The 22,861-nt window shown below is 38.2% G+C and carries 25 protein-coding genes and 1 other RNA gene; 9 read left to right on the forward strand and 17 right to left on the reverse strand.

From position 1 onward, the window contains the following. Nucleotides 1-101: 101 nt before the first annotated feature. Nucleotides 102-362 carry a YfhL family 4Fe-4S dicluster ferredoxin gene (locus tag GWI97_RS15935; RefSeq protein ID WP_036935345.1) on the forward strand — a complete coding sequence of 87 codons (261 nt, stop codon included), beginning with the start codon at nucleotides 102-104 and terminating at the stop codon, nucleotides 360-362. Nucleotides 363-404: 42 nt separating this feature from the next. On the opposite strand, the gene acpS is transcribed toward GWI97_RS15935, so the two are convergent. From acpS to trmN, 12 genes are all read right to left on the reverse strand, one after another. Beyond that, nucleotides 405-785 (reverse strand): holo-ACP synthase, encoded by a 381-nt coding sequence (acpS, locus tag GWI97_RS15940; RefSeq protein WP_036935342.1) that lies wholly within the window; start codon nucleotides 783-785, stop codon nucleotides 405-407. Beyond that, the gene (gene pdxJ, locus GWI97_RS15945; protein ID WP_036935339.1) at nucleotides 785-1,516 is read right to left on the reverse strand and encodes a pyridoxine 5'-phosphate synthase; all 732 of its coding nucleotides are present in this window, start codon (nucleotides 1,514-1,516) and stop codon (nucleotides 785-787) included. The genes acpS and pdxJ overlap by 1 nt, the downstream gene beginning before the upstream one ends. Before the next feature lie 69 nt (nucleotides 1,517-1,585). Next, nucleotides 1,586-2,326: a DNA repair protein RecO gene (gene recO, locus GWI97_RS15950; protein WP_036935336.1), complete on the reverse strand. Its 741-nt coding sequence runs from the start codon at nucleotides 2,324-2,326 to the stop codon at nucleotides 1,586-1,588. A gap of 9 nt (nucleotides 2,327-2,335) precedes the next feature. Then, nucleotides 2,336-3,244, reverse strand: coding sequence for a GTPase Era (gene era, locus GWI97_RS15955; protein ID WP_036935334.1), 909 nt, complete (start codon nucleotides 3,242-3,244; stop codon nucleotides 2,336-2,338). Continuing rightward, nucleotides 3,241-3,921: a ribonuclease III gene (rnc, locus tag GWI97_RS15960; protein ID WP_036935330.1), complete on the reverse strand. Its 681-nt coding sequence runs from the start codon at nucleotides 3,919-3,921 to the stop codon at nucleotides 3,241-3,243. Before rnc ends, era begins: the two co-directional genes overlap by 4 nt. Nucleotides 3,922-4,116: 195 nt before the next feature. Continuing rightward, nucleotides 4,117-5,088 carry a signal peptidase I gene (lepB, locus tag GWI97_RS15965; protein WP_036935327.1) on the reverse strand — a complete coding sequence of 324 codons (972 nt, stop codon included), beginning with the start codon at nucleotides 5,086-5,088 and terminating at the stop codon, nucleotides 4,117-4,119. A gap of 14 nt (nucleotides 5,089-5,102) precedes the next feature. Continuing rightward, nucleotides 5,103-6,899, reverse strand: coding sequence for a translation elongation factor 4 (gene lepA / locus GWI97_RS15970; RefSeq protein ID WP_036935324.1), 1,797 nt, complete (start codon nucleotides 6,897-6,899; stop codon nucleotides 5,103-5,105). 303 nt (nucleotides 6,900-7,202) lie between these two features. Further along, nucleotides 7,203-7,667, reverse strand: coding sequence for a SoxR-reducing system protein RseC (gene rseC, locus GWI97_RS15975; RefSeq protein ID WP_036935321.1), 465 nt, complete (start codon nucleotides 7,665-7,667; stop codon nucleotides 7,203-7,205). A gap of 12 nt (nucleotides 7,668-7,679) precedes the next feature. Then, on the reverse strand, nucleotides 7,680-8,648 hold the full coding sequence (gene rseB / locus GWI97_RS15980) for a sigma-E factor regulatory protein RseB (RefSeq protein WP_036935318.1): 969 nt from the start codon (nucleotides 8,646-8,648) through the stop codon (nucleotides 7,680-7,682). Between the two features lie 49 nt (nucleotides 8,649-8,697). After that, entirely contained in the window at nucleotides 8,698-9,324 is a 627-nt protein-coding gene (rseA, locus tag GWI97_RS15985) for an anti-sigma-E factor RseA (RefSeq protein ID WP_036938924.1), read from the reverse strand. A gap of 38 nt (nucleotides 9,325-9,362) precedes the next feature. Continuing rightward, on the reverse strand, nucleotides 9,363-9,941 hold the full coding sequence (rpoE, locus tag GWI97_RS15990) for an RNA polymerase sigma factor RpoE (RefSeq protein WP_023581594.1): 579 nt from the start codon (nucleotides 9,939-9,941) through the stop codon (nucleotides 9,363-9,365). A 295-nt stretch (nucleotides 9,942-10,236) separates the two neighbouring features. After that, nucleotides 10,237-10,992, reverse strand: coding sequence for a tRNA(1)(Val) (adenine(37)-N(6))-methyltransferase TrmN (gene trmN, locus GWI97_RS15995; RefSeq protein WP_036935315.1), 756 nt, complete (start codon nucleotides 10,990-10,992; stop codon nucleotides 10,237-10,239). Nucleotides 10,993-11,257: 265 nt separating this feature from the next. On the opposite strand from trmN, the gene srmB reads away from it, so the two are divergent. Beyond that, entirely contained in the window at nucleotides 11,258-12,622 is a 1,365-nt protein-coding gene (srmB, locus tag GWI97_RS16000) for an ATP-dependent RNA helicase SrmB (RefSeq protein WP_036935312.1), read from the forward strand. 141 nt (nucleotides 12,623-12,763) lie between these two features. Here srmB and grcA read toward each other — a convergent pair whose 3' ends face one another. Next, nucleotides 12,764-13,147, reverse strand: a complete 384-nt coding sequence (gene grcA, locus GWI97_RS16005) for an autonomous glycyl radical cofactor GrcA (protein ID WP_036935309.1) — start codon at nucleotides 13,145-13,147, stop codon at nucleotides 12,764-12,766. 334 nt (nucleotides 13,148-13,481) lie between these two features. Between grcA and ung the strand changes: the two genes are divergently transcribed. Continuing rightward, entirely contained in the window at nucleotides 13,482-14,162 is a 681-nt protein-coding gene (gene ung, locus GWI97_RS16010) for a uracil-DNA glycosylase (protein WP_036935306.1), read from the forward strand. 118 nt (nucleotides 14,163-14,280) lie between these two features. Here the strand turns inward: ung and grpE are convergent, their stop codons facing one another. Further along, nucleotides 14,281-14,892, reverse strand: coding sequence for a nucleotide exchange factor GrpE (grpE, locus tag GWI97_RS16015; protein WP_087803270.1), 612 nt, complete (start codon nucleotides 14,890-14,892; stop codon nucleotides 14,281-14,283). A gap of 100 nt (nucleotides 14,893-14,992) precedes the next feature. Between grpE and nadK the strand changes: the two genes are divergently transcribed. From nadK to bamE, 3 genes are all read left to right on the forward strand, one after another. Then, a complete protein-coding gene (nadK, locus tag GWI97_RS16020; RefSeq protein WP_036935301.1) occupies nucleotides 14,993-15,892 on the forward strand; it encodes an NAD(+) kinase in 900 nt (299 codons plus the stop codon). 87 nt (nucleotides 15,893-15,979) lie between these two features. Next, nucleotides 15,980-17,641, forward strand: a complete 1,662-nt coding sequence (gene recN, locus GWI97_RS16025) for a DNA repair protein RecN (RefSeq protein WP_087803268.1) — start codon at nucleotides 15,980-15,982, stop codon at nucleotides 17,639-17,641. A gap of 113 nt (nucleotides 17,642-17,754) precedes the next feature. After that, nucleotides 17,755-18,117 carry an outer membrane protein assembly factor BamE gene (gene bamE, locus GWI97_RS16030; RefSeq protein WP_036935295.1) on the forward strand — a complete coding sequence of 121 codons (363 nt, stop codon included), beginning with the start codon at nucleotides 17,755-17,757 and terminating at the stop codon, nucleotides 18,115-18,117. 206 nt (nucleotides 18,118-18,323) lie between these two features. On the opposite strand, the gene GWI97_RS16035 is transcribed toward bamE, so the two are convergent. Together GWI97_RS16035 and GWI97_RS16040 are read right to left on the reverse strand one after the other, a co-directional pair. After that, complete coding sequence (locus GWI97_RS16035) at nucleotides 18,324-18,620, reverse strand: RnfH family protein (protein ID WP_373364692.1); 297 nt, start codon at nucleotides 18,618-18,620, stop codon at nucleotides 18,324-18,326. Continuing rightward, nucleotides 18,610-19,044 (reverse strand): SRPBCC family protein, encoded by a 435-nt coding sequence (locus GWI97_RS16040; RefSeq protein WP_006533588.1) that lies wholly within the window; start codon nucleotides 19,042-19,044, stop codon nucleotides 18,610-18,612. The genes GWI97_RS16035 and GWI97_RS16040 overlap by 11 nt, the downstream gene beginning before the upstream one ends. 155 nt (nucleotides 19,045-19,199) lie before the next feature. On the opposite strand from GWI97_RS16040, the gene smpB reads away from it, so the two are divergent. The 3 genes from smpB to GWI97_RS16055 all read left to right on the forward strand — a co-directional run bounded on the left by smpB (nucleotide 19,200) and on the right by GWI97_RS16055 (nucleotide 20,933). Next, nucleotides 19,200-19,682, forward strand: coding sequence for an SsrA-binding protein SmpB (smpB, locus tag GWI97_RS16045; protein ID WP_036935288.1), 483 nt, complete (start codon nucleotides 19,200-19,202; stop codon nucleotides 19,680-19,682). A gap of 59 nt (nucleotides 19,683-19,741) precedes the next feature. Then, nucleotides 19,742-20,108, forward strand: a transfer-messenger RNA (tmRNA) gene (gene ssrA, locus GWI97_RS16050). A 489-nt stretch (nucleotides 20,109-20,597) separates the two neighbouring features. Further along, on the forward strand, nucleotides 20,598-20,933 hold the full coding sequence (locus tag GWI97_RS16055; protein WP_237585398.1) for a colicin E1 immunity protein: 336 nt from the start codon (nucleotides 20,598-20,600) through the stop codon (nucleotides 20,931-20,933). Nucleotides 20,934-20,962: 29 nt separating this feature from the next. Here GWI97_RS16055 and GWI97_RS16060 read toward each other — a convergent pair whose 3' ends face one another. Further along, the gene (locus GWI97_RS16060) at nucleotides 20,963-22,654 is read right to left on the reverse strand and encodes a colicin-like pore-forming protein (RefSeq protein ID WP_161752135.1); all 1,692 of its coding nucleotides are present in this window, start codon (nucleotides 22,652-22,654) and stop codon (nucleotides 20,963-20,965) included. Between the last annotated feature and the right edge of the window lie 207 nt (nucleotides 22,655-22,861).

Below are 22,861 nucleotides of genomic sequence, written 5' to 3' on the forward strand. Positions count from 1 at the left end.
CGACTTTATCGGATATAGCGACACAAAACTGATAGATGGTAACATATAAGTGCAAGATATAAGTTACTGAAATTTAATGATTTATATATTAAGTGACTGATATGGCTTTACTAATTACAAAGAAATGCATCAACTGCGATATGTGTGAACCCGAGTGTCCTAATGATGCGATTTCAATGGGGGATGATATTTATGAAATTAATCCTGATCTTTGCACTGAATGTGTAGGACATTACGATAAACCGACTTGCCAATCGGTTTGCCCAATTACCAACACGATCATTATCGATCCTGTTCATACAGAATCTCAGGATGAATTATGGGAAAAATTTGTGTTGATCCACCACGCAGATAAGATCTAAACTCCAATCACAAAATCTTTGTGGGTGATAAAACTAAAAACGTTATTTCTCTAAAATAACTGTCGCACAAGCATAGCGTTGCTCATCAGCAAGCGTCACGTGAATAGAATTTATCCCCGCTTTTTCTGCCATTTCTTTGGCAACCGCTAAAAAGTGCAGTGTTGGCTTACCCAATTCATCATTACGTACTTCAAAATGGTTAAAAGCCAATCCTAAACGAATGCCTGTACCTAATGCTTTTGCCGCGGCTTCTTTGACTGCAAATCGCTTGGCTAAAAAACGTATTGGCTGTTTATGTGATTGATAGATTTCCCATTCTGTTTCAGTAAGAATGCGACGAGCAAGGCGTTCACCAGAACGCCCTATAATTTCTTCGATACGCGATATTTCAACAATATCCATACCTAAACCAACAATGGCCATTAGCGACGCGCTTCTCGCATTAAACGTTTCATTTCTTCAACTGCAGGCGCTAATCCACTGAATACCGCTCTACCAATAATGGCGTGACCAATATTCAATTCATATAATTCAGGCAAGGCTGCAATGCGCTGCACGTTGTGATAATGCAAACCATGCCCAGCATTCACTTTTAAACCTTTAGATGCGGCATAAGTTACTGCATCACGAATACGAGCAAACTCTTTTTCTTGAGCCATTTCATCTTCAGCGTCAGCATAAGCACCAGTATGAATTTCAATAAAAGGCGCACCAACACGATCTGCTGCGTTAATTTGTTCATGGTCAGGGTCAATAAATAGCGAAACTTTTATACCTGCTAAAGATAAGCGTTTAATTGCATCTACTATCTTTTCTTCATTCCCAACAACATCTAAACCGCCTTCTGTTGTTACTTCTTGGCGTTTTTCAGGTACTAAACAACAAAAATCAGGTTGCGTTTGACACGCAATCTCAATCATTTCTTCTGTAACTGCCATTTCTAGATTTAATCTTGTCTGAACTGTTTGGCTTATCAGCATTAAGTCACGGTCAGTGATATGACGTCTATCTTCACGTAAATGAATAGTGATGCCATCAGCGCCTGCTTGTTCTGCAACAAAAGCGGCTTGAACAGGATCGGGATACGTTGTGCCACGGGCATTACGAAGGGTGGCGATATGGTCAATATTAACGCCAAGTAGAATATCAGACATGCTCTTCTCCTGAAAAATAACGTTGCATTACCTTAGTTTACACATTCCATAGAGAAGAAAAAGACAATATTATTGATCAGTTATCAATGCCCTTTTTTTCGGGGCTTTTTTAATGGCAAATTGCCTGAAAAGTTCTCTACTTTTTAATGGTTTTCCACCTAAATAGGGCTTTAATGCCATTCTTGTAAACCTTTTCGCCGCTTTTAATGTTTCAGTTGTAGGAAACTCACGACTGGCTAATGATTTTAATTCAAGCCCAGTAAAACTATTATGATCAACCACTAAACTTGCGATAAAACCTTTTTCTTCACGATAACGGTATGTCATCGTATCAGAAACAGGCTCCCCACTTCCTGCACAATGCAGAAAATCTAAGCCATAACCAAGTTGTGTTAATAAAGCGAGTTCAAAGCGTCTTAAGGCTGCCTCTGGTGTAGTATCACTAGCAGCAAGAATTTGTAAACAAGAAAGGTATTCAAAAAAAAGCACACTATAAGAAGTGCCATTTTCTAAAACACGAGACAAAAGTTCATTAAGATACAAGCCACTATAAAGAACAGAGCCTGTCAGCGGTAAAGCTAAAGAGATAGGTTCAGCATCACGAAGGGTTTTAACTTCTCCTCGCCCACTCCAACGAATGAGCAAAGGCGTAAAAGGTTGAAGTGCCCCTTTTAAGGGTGAACGACGGCCCCGTGCACCTTTCGACAATATGCGTACTCGCCCTTCATTTTCAGTGAAAAAATCAAGCAATAGGCTTGTTTCACTATAGGGTCGAGCATGGATAACAAATGCACGTTGCCAGCCATCCACTTCAGTTACCTACTTTAAATCATCCACATAGCCAAGGCTACGTAAAGCACGTTCATCATCAGCCCAGCCAGCTTTAACCTTCACCCAAAGTTCTAAGTGAACTTTGTTTTCAAATAGGTCTTCCATATCCATACGGGCTTCGGTGCCAATTTTCTTGATTTTTACGCCTTTATTACCAATAACCATTTTTTTCTGGCCTTCACGTTCAACCAGAATTAATCCGTGGATATCGTAACCACCGCGCTCATTAGTCACAAATTGCTCAATTTCAACAGTGACAGAATAAGGTAATTCTTCACCTAAGAAACGCATCAATTTCTCACGAATAATTTCTGACGCCATAAAACGTTGAGAACGATCAGTAATATAATCTTCAGGGAAATGATGAATAGCTTCTGGTAGACATTTACGAACAATTTTTGCAATCGTATCAATATTCATGTCTTTTTCTGCACTAATTGGTACAACATCAAGAAAATCCATTTGTTGGCTTAAAAAGCCAATATGTGGAAGTAACTTGGTTTTATCAATGACGTTATCCACTTTATTAATTGCTAATAAAACAGGGCAACGCAATGATTTTAATTTGTTCAATACCATTTCGTCATCAGGCGTCCAGTTGGTGCCTTCAACAACAAAAATCACCAGTTCAACATCACCAATCGAGCTACTTGCTGCGCGGTTCATTAGTCTGTTGATAGCTCGCTTTTCTTCAATATGCAAGCCCGGTGTATCAACATAAATCGCTTGGTAAGCACCGTCAGTATCAATACCCATGATACGATGACGCGTTGTTTGCGGTTTACGTGATGTAATAGAAACTTTCTGCCCCAATAATTGGTTCAGTAGTGTTGATTTTCCCACATTTGGGCGACCGACTATCGCAATAAATCCGCAATAGGTTTGTTCTTCGCTCATTCAAGCTCCAGTTGTATTAATGCCTGTTCAGCAGCGGCTTGTTCAGCTTTTCGACGGCTTGTACCCATCCCTTTGACAGGTTGATCGATACCGCTTATCTGACAATGGATCGTAAACTCTTGGTCATGGGCTTCACCACGAACCTGTACCACAATATAAGAAGGTAGTGGAAGATGGCGCCCTTGCAGATACTCTTGCAGACGAGTTTTAGGATCTTTTTGCTTATCGCCTGGACTGATTTCAGCCAAACGATTCTCATACCATTTTAAAATAATTTTTTCGATATTTTGAATATTACTATCAAGGAAAATAGCACCAATTAAAGCTTCCACCGTATCTGCTAAAATTGATTCTCGGCGAAAACCGCCACTTTTTAATTCTCCAGGCCCTAAACGCAGACATTCGCCTAGTTCAAATTCACGCGCTAATTCTGCGAGTGTATTACCACGAACAAGCGTTGCTCTCATTCGGCTCATATCCCCTTCATCAACACGAGGGAAACGATGATAGAGCGCATTAGCAATAACATAGCTTAGAATTGAATCACCTAAAAATTCTAAACGTTCATTGTGTTTACTACTTGCACTACGATGCGTTAAAGCCTGTAGTAATAATTCATTTTGCGTGAAAGTATATCCCAGTTTCTTTTGTAACTGGTTTACTAATAAAGTATTCATGTGCGATCAAGTTCCATAACTTAATTTGGAGCACACGCAACAAATCTGTTTAAGACAACGAGAGATTATCGGGTTGGATAACAGAACTGTTGCGTTTGCACTGGCTCCTGTGAATAACAGGAGCCAATCATATTTAAAGAAGTGGCATATTCTACACTGAGATAGAAAGGAATGCTGTAGCTATTTTGTCAATAGTTACTTAATGCCACCGATACGACTGAGACGAACACCTGTAGGCCATTCATTCTCTTGTTTTTCAAAGCTCATCCAAATGGTTGTCGCTTTACCCACTAAATTTTTCTCTGGCACAAAGCCCCAGAAGCGACTGTCAGAACTTCCATCACGGTTATCGCCCATCATAAAATAATGATCTTCTGGGACAATCCAAGTACCAACGGGTAATCCAGGTTGGATAAACTCAGGCATCGTCATATCACCAGGTATTGTCATTATACGGTGAGAGACTTTTCCTATCGTTTCTACTCGTTCTTCTTCACGTAATTGAGTTGCTGTTGAAATCGGCTCTTCAATTGGAATTGATTTCATGCCATTTATACGCTGACCACCCGGTACATTTTGCAATAACAGCGTCCATTCGCTTGGATAAGCGGTACCATAAGTTACCGAAATCTCATCATTACAAATCGCTTTATTACAATTTGGGTAGATGTGTATTTTTTTCGACATCATATCATAAACAATTTTATCACCCGGTAACCCAATAACACGTTTAATAAAATCAGTAGAAGGATCCCGAGGATATTTAAAGACGGCAATATCACCCCGTTTGGGTTTTCCTGTATTTATTAACGTTGTTTGTGTTATTGGATCCTTTAATCCATAAGCAAACTTTTCAACCAAGATAAAATCGCCAACCAATAAGGTTGGCATCATGGAACGAGAAGGTATTTGAAACGGCTCATACACAAATGAACGCAGAACCAAAACAATAATCAATACTGGAAAGAGAGAACCTAAGGTTTCAGCCCAGCTTGGTTTATTAATTGATTTTGCTAACTCTTGCTGATCCTCAGTACCTTGCGTCATTTCTTGAAGACGCTTTAGTTTTGCTTTTCGGGCTGGTTTGAGCTTAAAGCGCTCAATACACCAAAAAACGCCCGTTATTAGCGTTGCCAGCGTTAGGATCAAGGCAAACGTGTTAGCCATGTTTTCTCCTTAAATTATTTATCTTTACCAACATGAAGGATGGCTAAAAACGCTTCTTGTGGTAGCTCTACGTTACCAATTTGCTTCATACGTTTTTTACCATCTTTCTGTTTCTGTAACAGTTTTTTCTTACGGCTAACGTCACCACCATAACATTTGGCTAATACGTTTTTACGTAACTGTTTAACAGTTGAACGAGCAATAATATGGTTACCAATTGCCGCTTGAATAGCGATATCAAACTGTTGACGTGGAATAAATTCTTTCATTTTTTCCACCAACTCGCGTCCACGATAAGGTGCATTATCGTTATGTGTTATCAACGCTAAAGCATCAACACGATCACCATTAATCAAGACATCGACACGTACCATGTTTGAGCCTTGGAAACGGATAAAGTTATAGTCTAAAGAAGCATAACCACGTGATGTTGATTTTAAGCGGTCAAAGAAATCCAAGACCACTTCCGCCATTGGTATTTCATAAGTCAATGAAACCTGATTACCATGATAGACCATATTGGTTTGAACACCGCGTTTTTCGACACATAAAGTAATTACATTACCTAAGTATTCTTGCGGTAATAACATATGACATTCAGCAATAGGCTCTCTGATTTCTTCGATATTATTCAGTGCAGGTAATTTAGACGGGCTATCTACTGATATTATATCACCGTTAGTCATTTCAACTTCATAAACTACCGTTGGTGCTGTTGTGATCAGGTCGAGGTCATATTCACGTTCTAAACGTTCTTGAATAATCTCCATATGAAGAAGACCTAAGAAACCACAACGGAAACCGAAACCTAATGCAGATGAACTTTCTGGTTCATAGAACAATGATGCATCATTAAGACTTAATTTACCTAATGCATCACGAAATGATTCATAGTCGTCGGAACTAATTGGGAATAACCCCGCATACACCTGTGGTTTCACTTTCTTAAAACCTGGTAACGGTTTATCTGCTGGTTTTTGTGCTGCTGTTAAAGTATCTCCAACAGGGGCACCTAAAATATCTTTAATACCACAAACAACCCAACCCACTTCACCACAATTTAATGATGTTGTATCAATTTGTTTGGGCGTAAAAATACCAATACGGTCAATGTTATAAACTTGGCCAGTACTCATGACCTTGATTTTATCGCCTTTGTTCACTTTACCGTTTTTAACACGAATAAGTGAAACAACACCAAGATAGTTATCAAACCATGAATCAATGATCAGAGCTTGTAATGGCGCTTCAGGGTCGCCTTCGGGCGCTGGAATTTCTTTAACAAGACGTTCAATAACTTCTTTGACACCCACACCCGTTTTTGCAGAGCAACGTACTGCATCTGTGGCATCAATTCCTACAATATCTTCAATTTCTTCAGCAACGCGCTCAGGCTCGGCTGCAGGTAAATCTATTTTATTTAGAACCGGGACGACGGTGAGATCCATGTCCATCGCCGTATAGCAGTTTGCTAATGTTTGTGCTTCAACCCCTTGTCCTGCATCAACGACCAATAAGGCGCCTTCACAAGCGGCAAGAGAACGAGATACTTCATAAGAGAAGTCAACGTGTCCAGGGGTATCGATAAAGTTAAGCTGATAAACTTCACCGTCATCCGCGGTGTAATTCAAGGTTACGCTTTGCGCTTTGATTGTAATACCACGTTCACGCTCAAGATCCATAGAATCAAGAACCTGCGCAGCCATTTCACGATCTGATAAGCCACCACAAATTTGAATAATTCGATCTGATAACGTCGATTTACCGTGGTCAATATGTGCGATAATGGAAAAGTTACGTATGTTTTTCATTCTGAAATTATTTTTCTCTATTGCTTTGCTCTATAAATCTGGCTTTGGAGTCATTCATGGACACAAAGCGAAAACTCTATATTGCAGGAGTTATTATTGATGACGCATTCTACACACTAGAGACATTATACTCAAAGAAACGTTCATCAAACACAAACATTTATGCTAAGACTTGCATTTATTTGTGATTTTTTTGAGACAATTTCTAGATATCGAAACGCATTAATTTAAGATGAAAACAATAACGAAATTAGCCAAGCAAAAAATAATGGGGCTAACGCCCCTTCTTTTTTTATCTGCTAACTACTCTTGGAATTGAACCTTAAGTTCATGAGGAGGAAGACCTATTTGTAATATAACCGGTTCAAAACCTTCATCTTTGCTCCACCATGTTGCCACTCTTTTTGCTAATAAAAAGCCAAGAAGGCCACCAGCAAGACCACTACAAAAAATAGCAAATTCACTGGAAAACCAAAGGCTCGCAATGCCCGCAACAATAAATAGGCCAATAAGTGGCGTTAAATACACCAACATCGCAGAAAGAAGTAGATTATTTTCAGGGATCCCAACTTCCACTTTTTGTCCTTCGACTAAAGGTTGTGCTACTGGAAGTTCGAGTTGATGAACAGTTTCGGGTCCTATTTTATTCAATAAATAAGAACCACACGCGGCACGAGCTTGACAACTACCACAGCCAGAAGAAGAACCATAGCGCAATAACGCTCTTCCTTCATGCCAATGTATAACTGTTGCCCACTCTTTAACCATAACTTATACCTTTTACTTTTTCGTAAATACAATACCATTCACTATCTTCTGTGCTGTAGAAAATGGTAGTTGACCAATGAAGGTAATTTCATTGCCTTCCTTATCATAAGTATAAATTGTATTACGGCCATACCTTAACATTTTATCGCGTTCGGGCGAATTGGTATGCTGACCACTTTTATTAACATAAATAGAGAAGTCAAATAGACCATCACTAAATAAAATAGACTGACTAAACTCAGTTTCAGAAATTTGATGATTACTACGTTTTACTTCTTTAAAACCATCAGGTAACTCGCTGACTGACCAGTGATAGACTAAAGGTTTAGACTTAGGGATAAGTAACACCGGTGGCATATTCACGGTACGTAATGAATTCAATTTAGTCTCAACCTCATTGCCTTCATTTACTGTAATCACTCTAAACTGCTCAATTATTTCATTATTTTTATCTAAAAGATCAACTCTTAAAGGAAGATACCTTTCTTCATCAATAAATAAGACATAATCATAACGGTCATTATTTTTTGATAACACACGAACAACGCGACTTGGAATATCACCAATATGAGTTCTACCCGCATCAATAAAATTATAATAGTTTGATAACTCATTGAAATCTTGATAGATAATAGCAGGAATATAATCAACAATATGATCATTTCTCAAGCTAAAGGCATCTAATCCTGGTTCAAAATAACTGATTTCATTACCACGTTGAACAATTTCACGACGTGTACTATCCATTTGCATTAATTGTGCAAGAGGTTTGCCATCAATAAGAGTATGACGATAGCGAATAGGAACAATACCTTGAGAGTTGATATTGATAAAAGATAATTCATAGGTAGAGCTTTGACTTGTCTGACCCATCTTTTGCAACAAAGCCTCGACACTACCTGTTTGAGGTTGCGCCAAGGCTTGTATCGGCATTGACAGGCTGCCCGCCACCAATAAGACGGATAACCATGATTTTTTCATTACGACTGTTTCATTCCCACACGTTATTTATACATTCACGTCGTTATTATTACTGTGCTGTTACCGGTTGAGTTACACCTTGCTCATTCGCTGGTGCTTCATTTTGTGGTGCATTATAAATACGACGATCTAACTCATACTGTTGCAACATTAATCCAAGGCGCTGATTGCGCTCTTGTAAACGTGTTTGCTGATCTTTACCTAAAGTATCATTTTGAAAATTTAAACTTACTGGTGCACCAGACCCCATGATAGGTTGGGTATTAAACACAGGTGTATCTACTTGGAAATCTTCAGAACCATTCTTTCCATTATATTGCTGAACACCAACAATAACAGCTAATGAAACACAAGCCGCGACACCAATTTGAGTTAACTGACTCGCCCAAGGGCGTAACGTTTGTAAAAAAGAGTGCTGACGCCATTGTGATGGCGCAGGTTGTTGCTCTCGTTGTTGTTCAGGACTTATGCGGACAGGTTCGTTCTCTAAAGCGAGCGCAACGCGACTTGCGATATCAAAGTGGACTACTTCACCTACATCACCACGCATTGTGTCACGAATTAAATGGTAACGTTGCCATGTTTCTTTCATTGAGTCATCACGTGCAATTGTTCCCATTAATTCTTTATCAAGAACTTCGCCATCCATAAATGCAGAAAGTTTTTCTTTTTGCATGTAAAAGTACCCTTCAGTCAGTGATGGTTCACCCACAATCAAAATTCTTGTATTAATGGTTGAACCTTATTATCAATAGCTTCTCGTGCCCTAAAAATACGTGAACGTACTGTTCCAACAGGGCAATCCATAATGACGGCTATCTCTTCATAGCTCAGTCCATCAAGTTCCCGAAGTGTTATAGCAACCCGCAAATCTTCAGGTAATGACTCTATGGTGTGAAAAACTACTCTCCGTAACTCTTCAGACAACATTAAATTCTCAGGGTTCGAAATTTCTTTCAATGCATTAGGTGATTCAAAATTTTCGACATCACTCGCATCTAAATCATTTGAAGGCGGACGTCGCCCTTGTGCAACCAGATAGTTTTTTGCGGTATTCACCGCAATACGGTAAAGCCATGTATAAAAAGCACTATCACCACGAAAAGAACCTATGGCTCGATAAGCTTTAATAAAGGCTTCCTGCGAAACATCTGGCACATCACCCTGTGGTACATAACGGGAAATCAGGCTTGCTACCTTATGTTGATAGCGGATAACCAGCAAATTAAACGCATTCTGGTCACCATTTTGTACCTTTTCAACCAACATTTGATCCGTTAACTGCTCGCTCATTAGAGATGGACTCTCCCGAAGTCTAGCTTCGCACTATTTTTAAATGACTCCGTCATATTTACTCTCGTTATTCCTTCTCGTTTTTATGAGCTACATGAGTTAGAGCGTAAAAATAGAGTGAAGTTCAATTCAATCATTATTTTAAGAGATGAATCACAAAAAAATCATCATGGTGATCACCAACCAAAATGCAATTTGCCAATAAAACAACGATAACACAATGATATCATTTAGATATATACGATTACTTACAACAATATATATAATCTTAAACAATGTATTATTAAATATAGATTTAATAATATAAATAAAAGTCAGTTACCCAAGATTGAAACTTATCGGTGTAATGGCCTTCGTTATGTCGAATAATAAGCTCTTCTATATTACATTCAATGCAACTTTCACTTTGTCTTTGAAACGCTAACAAAATTCGATGATAGGGTTTGTCTGCACTGTCTTTGATATTAACCCGTTTAGCTACACACCACTCTTTTTTTTCTGCTATTTCAATAAATTGCTTTCCAATAGTATAAGGCAACACAACACAAAATAAACCCTCTTCTGTAATAAGCGATTGCGCACAGTCTAATAATCCTTCATGCGTTAACGTTTTGGTATAACGCGCTTGTTCGCGTACATCATTGCGACAGGCGATCGCAGGCTCAAAATAAGGAGGATTACTGACAATTAAATCATATTTATTTTGTGTTTGTTCTGCATAATGATGAATATCACAATGATAAATATGAATTAATGAACACCATTGTGATGCTTGGGCATTGTCTATGGCTTGTAATGCCGCATGCTCATCAAGTTCAATGCCATCAATACACTCAATTTGGTTAGCCCGTTGAGCCAACATTAAAGCAACTAATCCACTTCCCGTACCAATATCAAGAGCTCTTTTTACATTCTCGATGGGTGCCCAAGCTCCTAATAAGACGCCATCTGTCCCGACTTTCATTTCACACTTATCATGAGCAACAAAAAATTGTTTAAATGTAAAACCGCCTTTGCGTAATCCAGCTTTTTTCACTTTCTTTTGATTCATCTATTGGCTCTATTGATTCGTCTTACTATCTCTTTTTTATTACTTATCATTCATGTCGTTGAAAAAGAGATATATGGTATGATAACGCTTCTGCAACCCCTATCTTAACATTAAACTATTTGTATACGATGCGCGCTTATTTAGATTAAGCCTAAAAAACAACGAATACCTTCGTCTATCGGTAATATATAATGTGATAGCGGTAAATCCGCTGGCTTTTAACAGGGGATAATGTCAAAATCCGCGCCCTAAACAGAGGTATACAATGACAGCCACGACATTTTCCAGTCTTGAACTTGATGAAAGTTTATTGACCGCATTAGAAGAAAAAGGATATCAACGTCCTACTGCTATTCAAGCAGATGCCATTCCAGCAGCAATGGATGGGCGTGATATTTTAGGCTCTGCGCCAACAGGCACGGGGAAAACTGCGGCCTTTTTGCTTCCGGCAATTCAACACTTGCTTGATTATCCACGTAAAAAATCAGGCCCGCCACGTATTCTTATCCTGACACCAACACGCGAACTTGCCATGCAAGTTGCCGAGCAGGCAAAAGAATTATGTGCGCACACACACTTAGATATCGCCACTATCACGGGCGGTGTTGCTTATATGAATCACGCTGAAGTTTTCAGCGAGAACCAAGATATCGTAGTTGCTACAACAGGCCGTTTATTACAGTACATCAAAGAAGAAAACTTTGACTGTCGTGCGGTAGAAATGCTGATTTTAGATGAAGCAGACCGTATGTTAGATATGGGTTTTGCTAATGACATTGAAACCATTGCGGGCGAAACTCGCTGGCGCAAACAGACATTACTATTTTCTGCAACACTTGAAGGTAATGCCGTTATTGATTTTGCACAACGTATCCTTAATGAACCCGTTGAACTGAATGCAGACCCTTCACGTCGTGAACGTAAAAAAATTCAGCAGTTCTATTATCATGCTGATAATCTTGAACATAAAACAGCATTACTGACCGCATTACTAAAGCAAGACGATGTTAAAAAATCAATTGTCTTTGTGCGTAAAAGAGAACGAGTAAGAGAACTTGTCTCTGCATTAGAAAAGCAAGGTATTAAATGTAGCTACCTTGAAGGTGAGATGGCGCAAACACAACGTAATGATGCGATAAAACGTTTAGAATCAGGACAAATGAATGTATTGGTCGCAACAGACGTTGCTTCTCGAGGTCTTGATTTAGATGATATCACTCACGTATTTAACTTTGATTTACCCCGCACCGCCGACGTTTATTTGCACCGTATTGGCCGAACAGGGCGTGCAGGGCGTAAAGGTATCGCCATTTCATTAGTTGAAGCGCACGATCACCCATTACTAGGTAAGATTGGCCGTTACGTTCAAGAGCCAATTAAATACCGTGTCGTCGCTGAGTTACGCCCAACCACTAAAGCACCGAGTCAAAAAGCAACGTTTAAACCATCTAAAAAAGTGCTGGCTAAACGTAAAGCGAAAAAAGACGAAGAGAAAAAAGCAGTTAAAGAAAAAGTGCGCGCCCGCGATCGTAAAAATATTGGTAAGCGCCGCAAAACGGCAACCAATAGCGCGACAAAAAGTGCAGCACCAGTAAACTCAGCAAAAGAAATGCCGACTGATAGCGAATAATCTGCATTATTTCTTTATTTAGAACCGTAGCGAATTAATATTGCTACGGTTTTTTATTATTGAATAACACTGCTCGAGCATAAAAAAAGCCCGATATTTTCATATCGGGCTTTATCATTAACTTATTACTTTAGTAAAAAATTACAGACTTTCAGTGAAAGTACGAGTAATAACATCACGTTGTTGTTCTGGCGTCAGTGAGTTAAAGCGCACAGCATAACCAGAAACACGGATCGTTAACTGAGGATATTTCTCAGGATTATTAACTGCATCTTCCAATGTTTCACGGCTTAATACGTTAACATTAAGATGTTGACCGCCTTCTACACGAACAACCGGTTTAGATTCTACAGGCACTTCACGGTATTCGATATTGCCTAATTCTTTACGGTCAATCACTTGGCCTTCTTCAAAGCCTTTTTTAGCGCAAATGCAACGTGCTTCACCGTTTTCATCATCTAATAACCAGAAAGAGTGTAATAAATCATCGTTATCAGCTTTAGTAATTTGGATACCAGTAATCATTTCGACCTCCAATGTGGGCACAAAATCAAATTCTAATCTCGTATCAGAACTTGGGTATTTGGTCTAACCAATGTTTCTGTCTACTTATATACCAGTATAAATGGCCTCATTCTTTGATTAATATCAATAAAATTCATAAGCATTTTGTTCAACGAGATGCAAAGTGTTGTTTTAAATCAATAATCACGCCCTGCTAATTTGCAATTTTTTTTGTAAATTTTAAAAGAAAATTTGAGTTTCCAATTAATTCTAGTTTTTAAACCGTTATATTTTCATTCATTCAATGAAATCTGTAAGCTTAGATACTATAAGATATCAACAAGGATTTTATGTTATGACTACACCATTAACCTGGCATGATGTAATAGGCGTTGAAAAAGAAAAGCCTTATTTTCATCAAATTATGTCTCAAGTTGCACAACAGAGGAATGCAGGCAAAATTATTTATCCTCCTCAGGAAGACGTTTTTAATGCTTTTCGTTTTACACCTTTTGAAAATGTGAAGGTTGTTATTTTAGGGCAAGATCCTTATCACGGTCCAAACCAAGCACATGGGCTCTCTTTTTCAGTCCGCCCAGGAGTACCGGCTCCCCCTTCACTAGTTAACATGTATAAAGAGCTTGAAAAAGAATACCCTGATTTTAAGCGACCTAACCATGGCTATTTAGAAAGTTGGGCCAAACAAGGAGTTTTATTACTTAATACCGTATTGACCGTAGAGAAAGGCCAAGCACATTCTCACGCTAATTATGGTTGGGAAATATTTACAGATGCTGTTATTGAGCAAATTAATCAGCGTAGAGAAGGGGTTATTTTCCTACTTTGGGGAGCGCATGCTCAGAAAAAAGGTCGTTTTATTGATACAAATAAACACGTTATCTTAAAAGCCCCTCACCCATCACCACTTTCTGCACATAGAGGCTTTTTAGGCTGTGGTCATTTTAAACAGGCTAATGATATTTTACAGCAACAAGGCCGAACACCTATCAATTGGTATCTTGACGCGATTGAGTAAGACCTGCCTTTAAAAATATAAAACCGCACAATAACTTGAAGATTTATAAACTTCGTATTGTGCGGTTTACTTTATCTACACTAAATAAAACGTGTGATAACGAATACTTTTATTAATGCTATTTAGAAACGATAACCATAGCTGGACGTAATAAACGACCATTTAAGGTATATCCTTTTTGCATAACATCAACAACATGATTAGATTCATGTTCAGGACTATCAATCAATGTCATCGCTTGGTGAACATCAGGGTTGAAAGCTACATTTTTTTCTTCAACCACTTCAATGCCAAATTTACGAACGGCATCTAAGAATGATTTCAACGTTAACTCTAACCCTTCAATCATTGGTTTTTGCGATTCATTTTCATGATCAGCCGCAGATAAAGCGCGTTCTAAATTATCAAGTACAGGCAATAACTCATTAGAGAATTTTTCAAGTGCAAATTTATGTGCTTTCTCAATATCTTGTTGAGTACGGCGACGCACGTTTTCAACTTCAGCTAAAGCACGAGCCATAGCTTCACGCTCTGTTTTTTGTGATTGCTCCAGTTGTTTTTCAAGAGAATCAATACGCGCTAATGCCTCAACTAATTCAGCTTGGGCATTAAAATCTGCTTGCGCTTCTTCGGTCATAACCTGCTCTTGAGAATCATCCATTACCGATCCCATTCCTTCTTTTTCTTTTGAGACTTGCTCTTCATGTACATTTTGTTCTTTACTACTCATGAACATCTCCGCGTAGTTTTGGTATTCATCTTCATATTTAGTTTATTATGGGGATCAATAAACGGGTTTCAAGGAATTGGCGCAAAACGAGGGTAAAAAAATGCCAGATAATACCGTAACGGAAAAAAAACACTTTAAATGTATTGGCATTGTCGGCCATCCCCGCCATCCTGAGGCACTTTCAACACATGAAATGCTCTATCATTGGCTACAGGCTCAAGGCTATGATGTTATTATCGATACACAAGTCGCTCAAGAGCTAAAACTTGGAAATGCACAAACAGGTGATTTAACACAGGTGGGAAAAGCCGCTGATCTGGTTATTGTCGTCGGAGGTGATGGCAACATGCTTGGAGCAGCTCGTGTTTTATCGCGCTATAACATCAAAGTGATTGGTGTTAACCGCGGTAATTTAGGTTTTCTTACAGATCTTGATCCTGATAATGCCTTACAACAATTAACCAATGTTTTAGCTGGACACTATCGTGAAGAAAAACGGTTCTTACTTGAAGCTCGAGTCTGCGCTGAAGGTGAAAGAACACGTATTGGCACAGCAATAAATGAAGTCGTGCTTCATCCCGGTAAAGTGGCTCATATGATTGAGTTTGAAGTTTACATTGATGATCGCTTTGCCTTTTCACAACGTTCTGATGGCTTAATTATAGCCACCCCCACGGGTTCAACCGCCTATTCATTATCTGCTGGTGGCCCTATTTTAACGCCCAATCTTGATGCTATTGCACTAGTACCAATGTTTCCACATACCTTGTCAGCACGACCTTTAGTTATCAGTAGTGATAGTCAAATTCGCCTAAAATTCTCACAAACAAATATTGATTACGAAGTAAGTTGTGATAGTCAATTAGTGTTGCCTATTAAAGAAGGCGATGAAGTCATCATTAAACGTAGCCGTCAAAAACTCAATTTAGTTCATCCGACTGATTACAATTATTTTAATACACTCAGCTCAAAATTAGGCTGGTCGAAAAAAATGTTCTAATTTTTGTGCCTCACTACTTTACTGTATAAAAAACCAGTTTATACTGTATGTAATTACAGATATGTTTTTATACACAGGAGAGGCACTATGCTGACTCAATTAACTATTAGTCATTTTGCCATAGTCCGTGAACTTGAAATCGATTTTTCTGGTGGCATGACGACCATTACGGGTGAAACTGGTGCTGGTAAATCTATAGCCATTGATGCACTAGGTTTATGCTTAGGTAACCGTGGTGATGCCAATATGGTGCGCCCAGGTGCAGCCAGAGCTGATTTATGCGCACGATTCTCACTCTCTGACACGCCATCGGCACAGCGTTGGCTTGAAGAACATCATCTTGATGATCATAACGAATGCTTATTAAGAAGAACCATCTCTACTGATGGGCGTTCTCGTGGTTTTATCAACGGTACTTCCGTCCCCCTTTCTCAATTAAGGGAGCTTGGCTCTTTGTTGATCCAAATTCATGGGCAACATGCTCACCAACAACTTTTAGAGCCTCGCTATCAAAAACAACTGCTTGATATTTATGCCCATGAACCAACTCTATTAAAAAGCATGAAATCAGCCTATCAAACATGGCATCAAAGTTGCCAGACATTGGCAGCGTTTCAACAACTCTCTCTAGAAAGAGAAGCAAGGCAACAACTGGTTGATTATCATTTAAAAGAGCTTAATGAATTTCAACCGGTACAAGGCGAGTATCCTGAATTAGATCAAGAATATAAACGTCTGTCTAACTGCGGGCAATTTTTGACCTTAAGCCAAAATAGCTTACAACTCTTAAGTGACAATGAAGAGCAAAATATTTTAAGTATGCTCAATGTCGCTAAACATGAAATTACAGAGCTCGCCTCTATGGAGAGCCAATTTAATTCATTATTAGAGATGCTAGAAGAAGCCTCAATTCAAATTAGTGAAGTCAGTGACGAACTTCGCCATTATAGCGATCGTTTAGAAATGGATCCTAATCGCTTATTTGAAGTTGAAAAGCGCATGTCCAAATACATTAGTTTATCACGCAAGCATCGCGTAGCACCTGAAGAATTATACGATCTGCATCAGCAACTCATGGAAGAAAAAAATGCCTTACTACGCCAAAATGATGACTGTGAAACTTTAATCGAAAAAGTAAAAACCGATCATTTAATTGCGTTAGACATTGCTAAACAATTACATCAAGTTCGCCAACAATATGCTAATGAGTTAAGCCAACTTATCACTAACAGTATGCATCAGTTATCAATGCCTCATGGTTATTTCACTGTTGATACTTACTTCGATGACAGCTCACTACAAATCGATGGTGCCACAAAAGTTGAGTTTAATGTCACCACAAACCCTGGACAACCTCACCAAGCCCTTTCTAAAGTCGCTTCTGGTGGTGAGTTATCCCGTATTGCACTCGCAATTCAAGTGATCACAGCGAAAAAAATGGATACACCAGCCCTGATTTTTGATGAAGTGGATGTGGGGATCAGTGGTCCTACAGCGGCTATTGTCGGTAAATTATTACGAGAATTGGGTGAGTCAACCCAAGTAATGTGCGTCACTCACTTACCTCAAGTGGCAGGTTGTGGACATCAACACTATTTTGTTAATAAAGAGACAAACGGTGAAGAGACAGAAACCACAATGAAATTATTATCGAAAAAAGAGCGTTTACAAGAGATTGCTCGCTTATTAGCAGGTAGTGAAGTCACCAAAAATACGTTAGCAAATGCGAAAGATTTGTTGGCAGCATAACGATTAACAAACTTTTATTGATATTTAAGGTCATAGGCAGAGCGTGAAAGGTTTTCAATTGCTGCGTTGTCGATTATCATCGTCACTATGACCCTAAAAGGAATGTAATAACCATGCGTTTTAAACTGTTAAAAGTTGCCGCTTTATCTTTAGTCGTAATGACTTCAGGTTGCTCTATGTTCGAGAGACTGGTTTATCACCCAGATATTAATCAGGGAAATTACTTAACACCGGCTGAAGTCGCGAAAGTTCAGCAAGGAATGACACAGCAGCAAGTTCAATTTGCCCTTGGTACGCCAATGCTTAAAGATCCTTTCGGAAGCCAAACTTGGTATTATGTTTTCCGTGAAGAGCCAGGCCATCAGAAAGTACGTCAAGAAACCCTGACACTGACTTTTGATAGCAATGGCATACTGACTAAGATTGACAAACAAGGCAATATGCCTAATTTCTCAGCGCCTGCAACCAAAGCATAATGCTGTCATTGTGCTAAGAAAGCTTAGTTTTGTATAAGATTGGCAAAAACGAATTGCACCCCATACGTTAAATTTGACGTTGGGGTGTGTTTTTATAGAGAGAAATGACTTTATAGTCGTGTTGTCTTTTATTGTATCTGTCTGTAATCAATCTGCCTATCAATGCAGTATATAGCGCCCTGTATTTAGAGGCAAAAAACATAATATTAATCCGCTTTTTGTCGGGCTTTTTCAGCACGTTTACGACGCATTTCTTTCGGATCGGCAATTAACGGTCGATAAATTTCAACTCGGTCTCCGTCTCGCACATTATCACTTAACTTTGCTGGTCGACTATAAATACCCACTTTATTCTTAGTTAAATCAATATCATTACAAATCGTTAATATATTCGAAGCAATAATGGCTTGTTCAACAGTCTCCCCTAACGTTAACTCTACAGGGATTAGGTACTGTTTATCGGGTAACGCGTAAGTTACCTCTACCCATATTTTAGTCACGATAAATCTCTTTCGCTCTGTGAGTAAACGCCTGAACCATATTGTTCGTTAAATCTTTAAAAATACGGCCAAAAGCCAACTCAATTAATTTATTAGTAAACTCAAAGTCTAGCTGAAATTCTATCTTACACGCATTATCATCAAGTGCGGTAAACACCCATCCTCCCGTTAATTTACGAAAGGGACCATCAACAAGACGCATATCAACACGTTCATTGGTCTTTAAAAAGTTATGGGTAGTAAATGTTTTACTAATTCCCGCTTTAGAGACATTTATTGATGCAATCATTTCTTCTGGTGTGCTTTTGATCAGTTTACTTCCAACGCATCCTGGTAGAAAATCGGGATAAGTAAGAACATCATTAACCAGTTTAAACATTTGCTCTGTGCTAAAAGGCACGAGAGCAGATCGACTAATCTGAGGCATAGTTATTCCTGTACGACAACACTGTGTGGATCATATCATTGAACAGTGACTAATTAAAAATCTAATGGAATATAGCTTAAGTTTTATGCAATTGAAAAGAAAACAGTCGGTTAAATGATTTCTTTCTATTGCTCATACAGTATAATGTGGACATTATGACAAAGAAAAAATCACACAAACCTGGTTCTGCGACCATTGCGTTAAACAAACGCGCTCGCCATGAATATTTCATCGAAGATGAGATAGAAGCGGGTCTGTCGTTACAAGGCTGGGAAGTTAAATCACTGCGTGCCGGTAAAGCAAACATCAGTGATAGCTATGTTATCATGCGTGATGGCGAAGCTTATCTTTTTGGTGCAACCATTACTCCTTTAAATGTTGCATCAAGCCATGTCGTTTGTGACCCGACTCGTACCCGTAAACTATTATTAAAACAACGCGAATTAGATTCACTTTACGGTCAAATCAATCGTGATGGATACACCGTCGTTGCCCTTTCTCTTTATTGGAAAAATGCGTGGTGTAAAATTAAAGTTGGCGTTGCCAAAGGTAAAAAAGATCACGATAAACGCGATACCATTAAAGATCGTGAGTGGAAATTAGACAAAGCACGTATCATGAAAAATGCTAACCGCTAAATTGTGTTAAGTACTAGCAATTACAAGTATTTTTCTGATATACTCGCTTTCAACAACTTGGGGCTGATTCTGGATTCGACGGGATTTGCGAAACCCAAGGTGCATGCCGAGGGGCGGTTGGCCTCGTAAAAAGCCGCAAAAAAGATAGTCGCAAACGACAATCAGTACGAAGCACTAGCAGCTTAATAACCTGCGTAGAGCCCTCTCTCCCTAGCTTCCGCTCTTAAGACGGGGATCAAGAGAGGTCAAACCCAAAAGAGATCGCGTGGAGACCTAGCTTGGGGTTAAAGCGTTAAACTTAATCAAGCTAGCTTATTCATGGCGCGTCTGTCCGCAGTGGGTAAGTGAAATTAAAGATAGACTAAGCATGTAGTACCGAGGATGTAGAAATTTCGGACGCGGGTTCAACTCCCGCCAGCTCCACCAAATTTGGTGGGTCAGTGATAGGACAACGGTTTCAAAAACAAGAAGTTAGCGAAATCATCAAGACTACACACGAACAACAAAAGGACTTGAAAGTGCACGCGAAATGCACGTGCATTTGAAAACAAAACCCTGAGGGTCATTCCTCGGGGTTTTCTATTTGTAACAAAGTGTAATAAATTATTTCTTTCAATCCCACATTAAGAAGAATTCCATAGCAATATTAATTCATTAAATACGAAATAATATGCATATCACCTAATCCTCTTGCTTAACACGTCAGGATGATAAACCCTTTTATTTGTATGTCTTATTGGTTCCTTATTGTAGGATAGATGTAACCTACAATAAGTGATTGCACAAATGAGAATGTCTCAGCAAAACAAGTGAAATTATCTAGAATTAAAACCTTAAACCGAATTGAAAATAAGAATCATTAACATTAATATAGTATCCTATAAAATAGAACTAATTGCCCATTAGGAGCTGAATATGAATAAAAAATATTATGTTAATAATATGTTCTGGGGATTTTTCATTCTTGCAATTCATGTGATTCTTTCGTGGGAAGAACTCCGTTTAGGAGATGGATTTCTCTGGTTATTTATGAGTATTATCAACGCTATTTTATATCCATTTGCTAAATGGGCTGTTGAATGCTTCTTCTTAAAATTTACCACTAGAGAATTTTGGAATAAAGGTTGGTTTATAGATACTCCTGGGAAAAAAGGTATATTAGCACTATATTCCATAATGGTTTTTATATTTGCCATCCCTATTTCTATACTTTATATAATAACTATTCTAGTAAAAAAGCCACTTATATAATATATAAATGGCCTTTAATATCTATGTAATTAAATTCCTATTAGCTTATTTGCTTTTTCGATTAGTTTATCATCAATTAAAGCTCCAACAGTTGCAATGATTAATCCATAGCCTAATATCCCAACTGGGCCACCTAATAGCATACTAAATGCAAATCCCACGACAACAGGAGCGGCATATCCAACAGCTATTGTTTCAGCTTTAACAAAAAATGGCCTCCAGTTATCAGTTTTTATAGCTTTTTTATACTCATCGTATAGTTCATAGGTATAAATAGCTTTGTTAATATATCCCATTCCTTTACTGAATTGTTGTAATCTTTTTGCAAGCTCCTCGACTTTGATTGACTCTATATATTTTACGATAGCAGCTCTATCTGCTGCATTGATCCGCTTTTTAGTATTAGCTCTATATTTTTCATAAGCCTTAGCTGCATCATCAGCATTACGAATAGTTTTTCCCTTTGCTTGTTCTGCTAATTCCCTAGATAGTTGTTCGGCTTTTACCCCATATTCTTTAGCTATTTGTTCATAAAATGATGCTGTAAACTTCACCCCATCTTTGATGTCATTAAATTCTTTTTCCTGCTGAGGGCGCGGATCTTTATCCTTAAGTTCAATTGCAGGGAAGCCCGAATAAGCATACAAAGGCGGTAAGTTTGAATTTCTAGGAAATACAATAATTGCATCATTAAATTGATGTGGATATGGTACTTCTATCCTTTTGTTTTCTACCTTATTAGGTAATTCTACTTTTTCTGGATATGAGAACTTTTTATTTTCATTTGAATATTTTTGAATAATATTCCCTTGCAAACCAAGTCCACTATAAGAATCTGCTGGTAAAAGCGCATATTCTATTCCCAAATTTTTAATAACCATATGATAGCCATTGCCAATATAATTGGCGGGATACACAGGCACTTCTTTCGTCACCAATACACCATCGGTTCTAACTAACGCTGCACTCGCTTTATTATTTTCTTTAATTACAGCCATTCTTGCATTAACATTAACTGTACCGTTGTTTTTTGCAATTTCATTAAGTTTGCCAGACATTAAGTCAGGGTTATTAATTAAGTTTTCTGCAGGAATCGTAGACATAAGATCTAACTCATCAAATGAATTATTATCAAATTCACTAAATTCCATAAATTTTACTGAGTTTACATTATTATCATCAATACTATTTTCTTTACTGTATAAACTAATAACAGACTCTACCAATTTATCTTGAACTAAATTAACGGCTTCTTTTGTAAGAAAATATTTCTTTTTAAATGTTTCGAGTTGCTCAATAACAACACCATTAAAATGCATTACACCTTTATTGGTAGCTAATTCTCTATTGTTTGAGCTATTAGTTAGTTTATTATTATTACTAGAAATAATAACGGGCTTTTGTGGCTTATTTACTGTGATTTTAGTATTTGGATTGAAAGGTGATGACCCACCATTACCCACATTGGGAGACGGATATTCATCTTTATCACTATCAGCAAGAATAGGTATTTTTGACCATGGGAAATAATCTGATTTAGCCGCCGCCACCATTAACGTATCTACTCCATTATTTACAACCCAACCCCCATCAGTAATAAAGGCCCCATCTTCATCAGCACCTCCTGTAGTGTTATAAACAGTACCATTTTGCTTTATGTCTCGAATAACGTATTCGGGAAGATCAGGGAACTGATCAACGTTAGCTCTTGTTATAATCATTTAAATTCCTTTTTATATTTAATAGCATACAACCACTGTATGCAAACACAGTATAATCAATAGTAATCGTAATACAATTGTCTTATTTCGGCTATATTCGGAATGGTTATCATTAGTATTTAACTCATCCTTGAGTCAAATAAATATAATCAATCAGTTATCCATTTCTGGTGCACTATTGGTGTCCTGATTTTCTTCCTCTTCTTT

It is taken from the genome of Proteus sp. G2300 (assembly GCF_009915965.1).
Classification (GTDB): domain Bacteria; phylum Pseudomonadota; class Gammaproteobacteria; order Enterobacterales; family Enterobacteriaceae; genus Proteus; species Proteus vulgaris.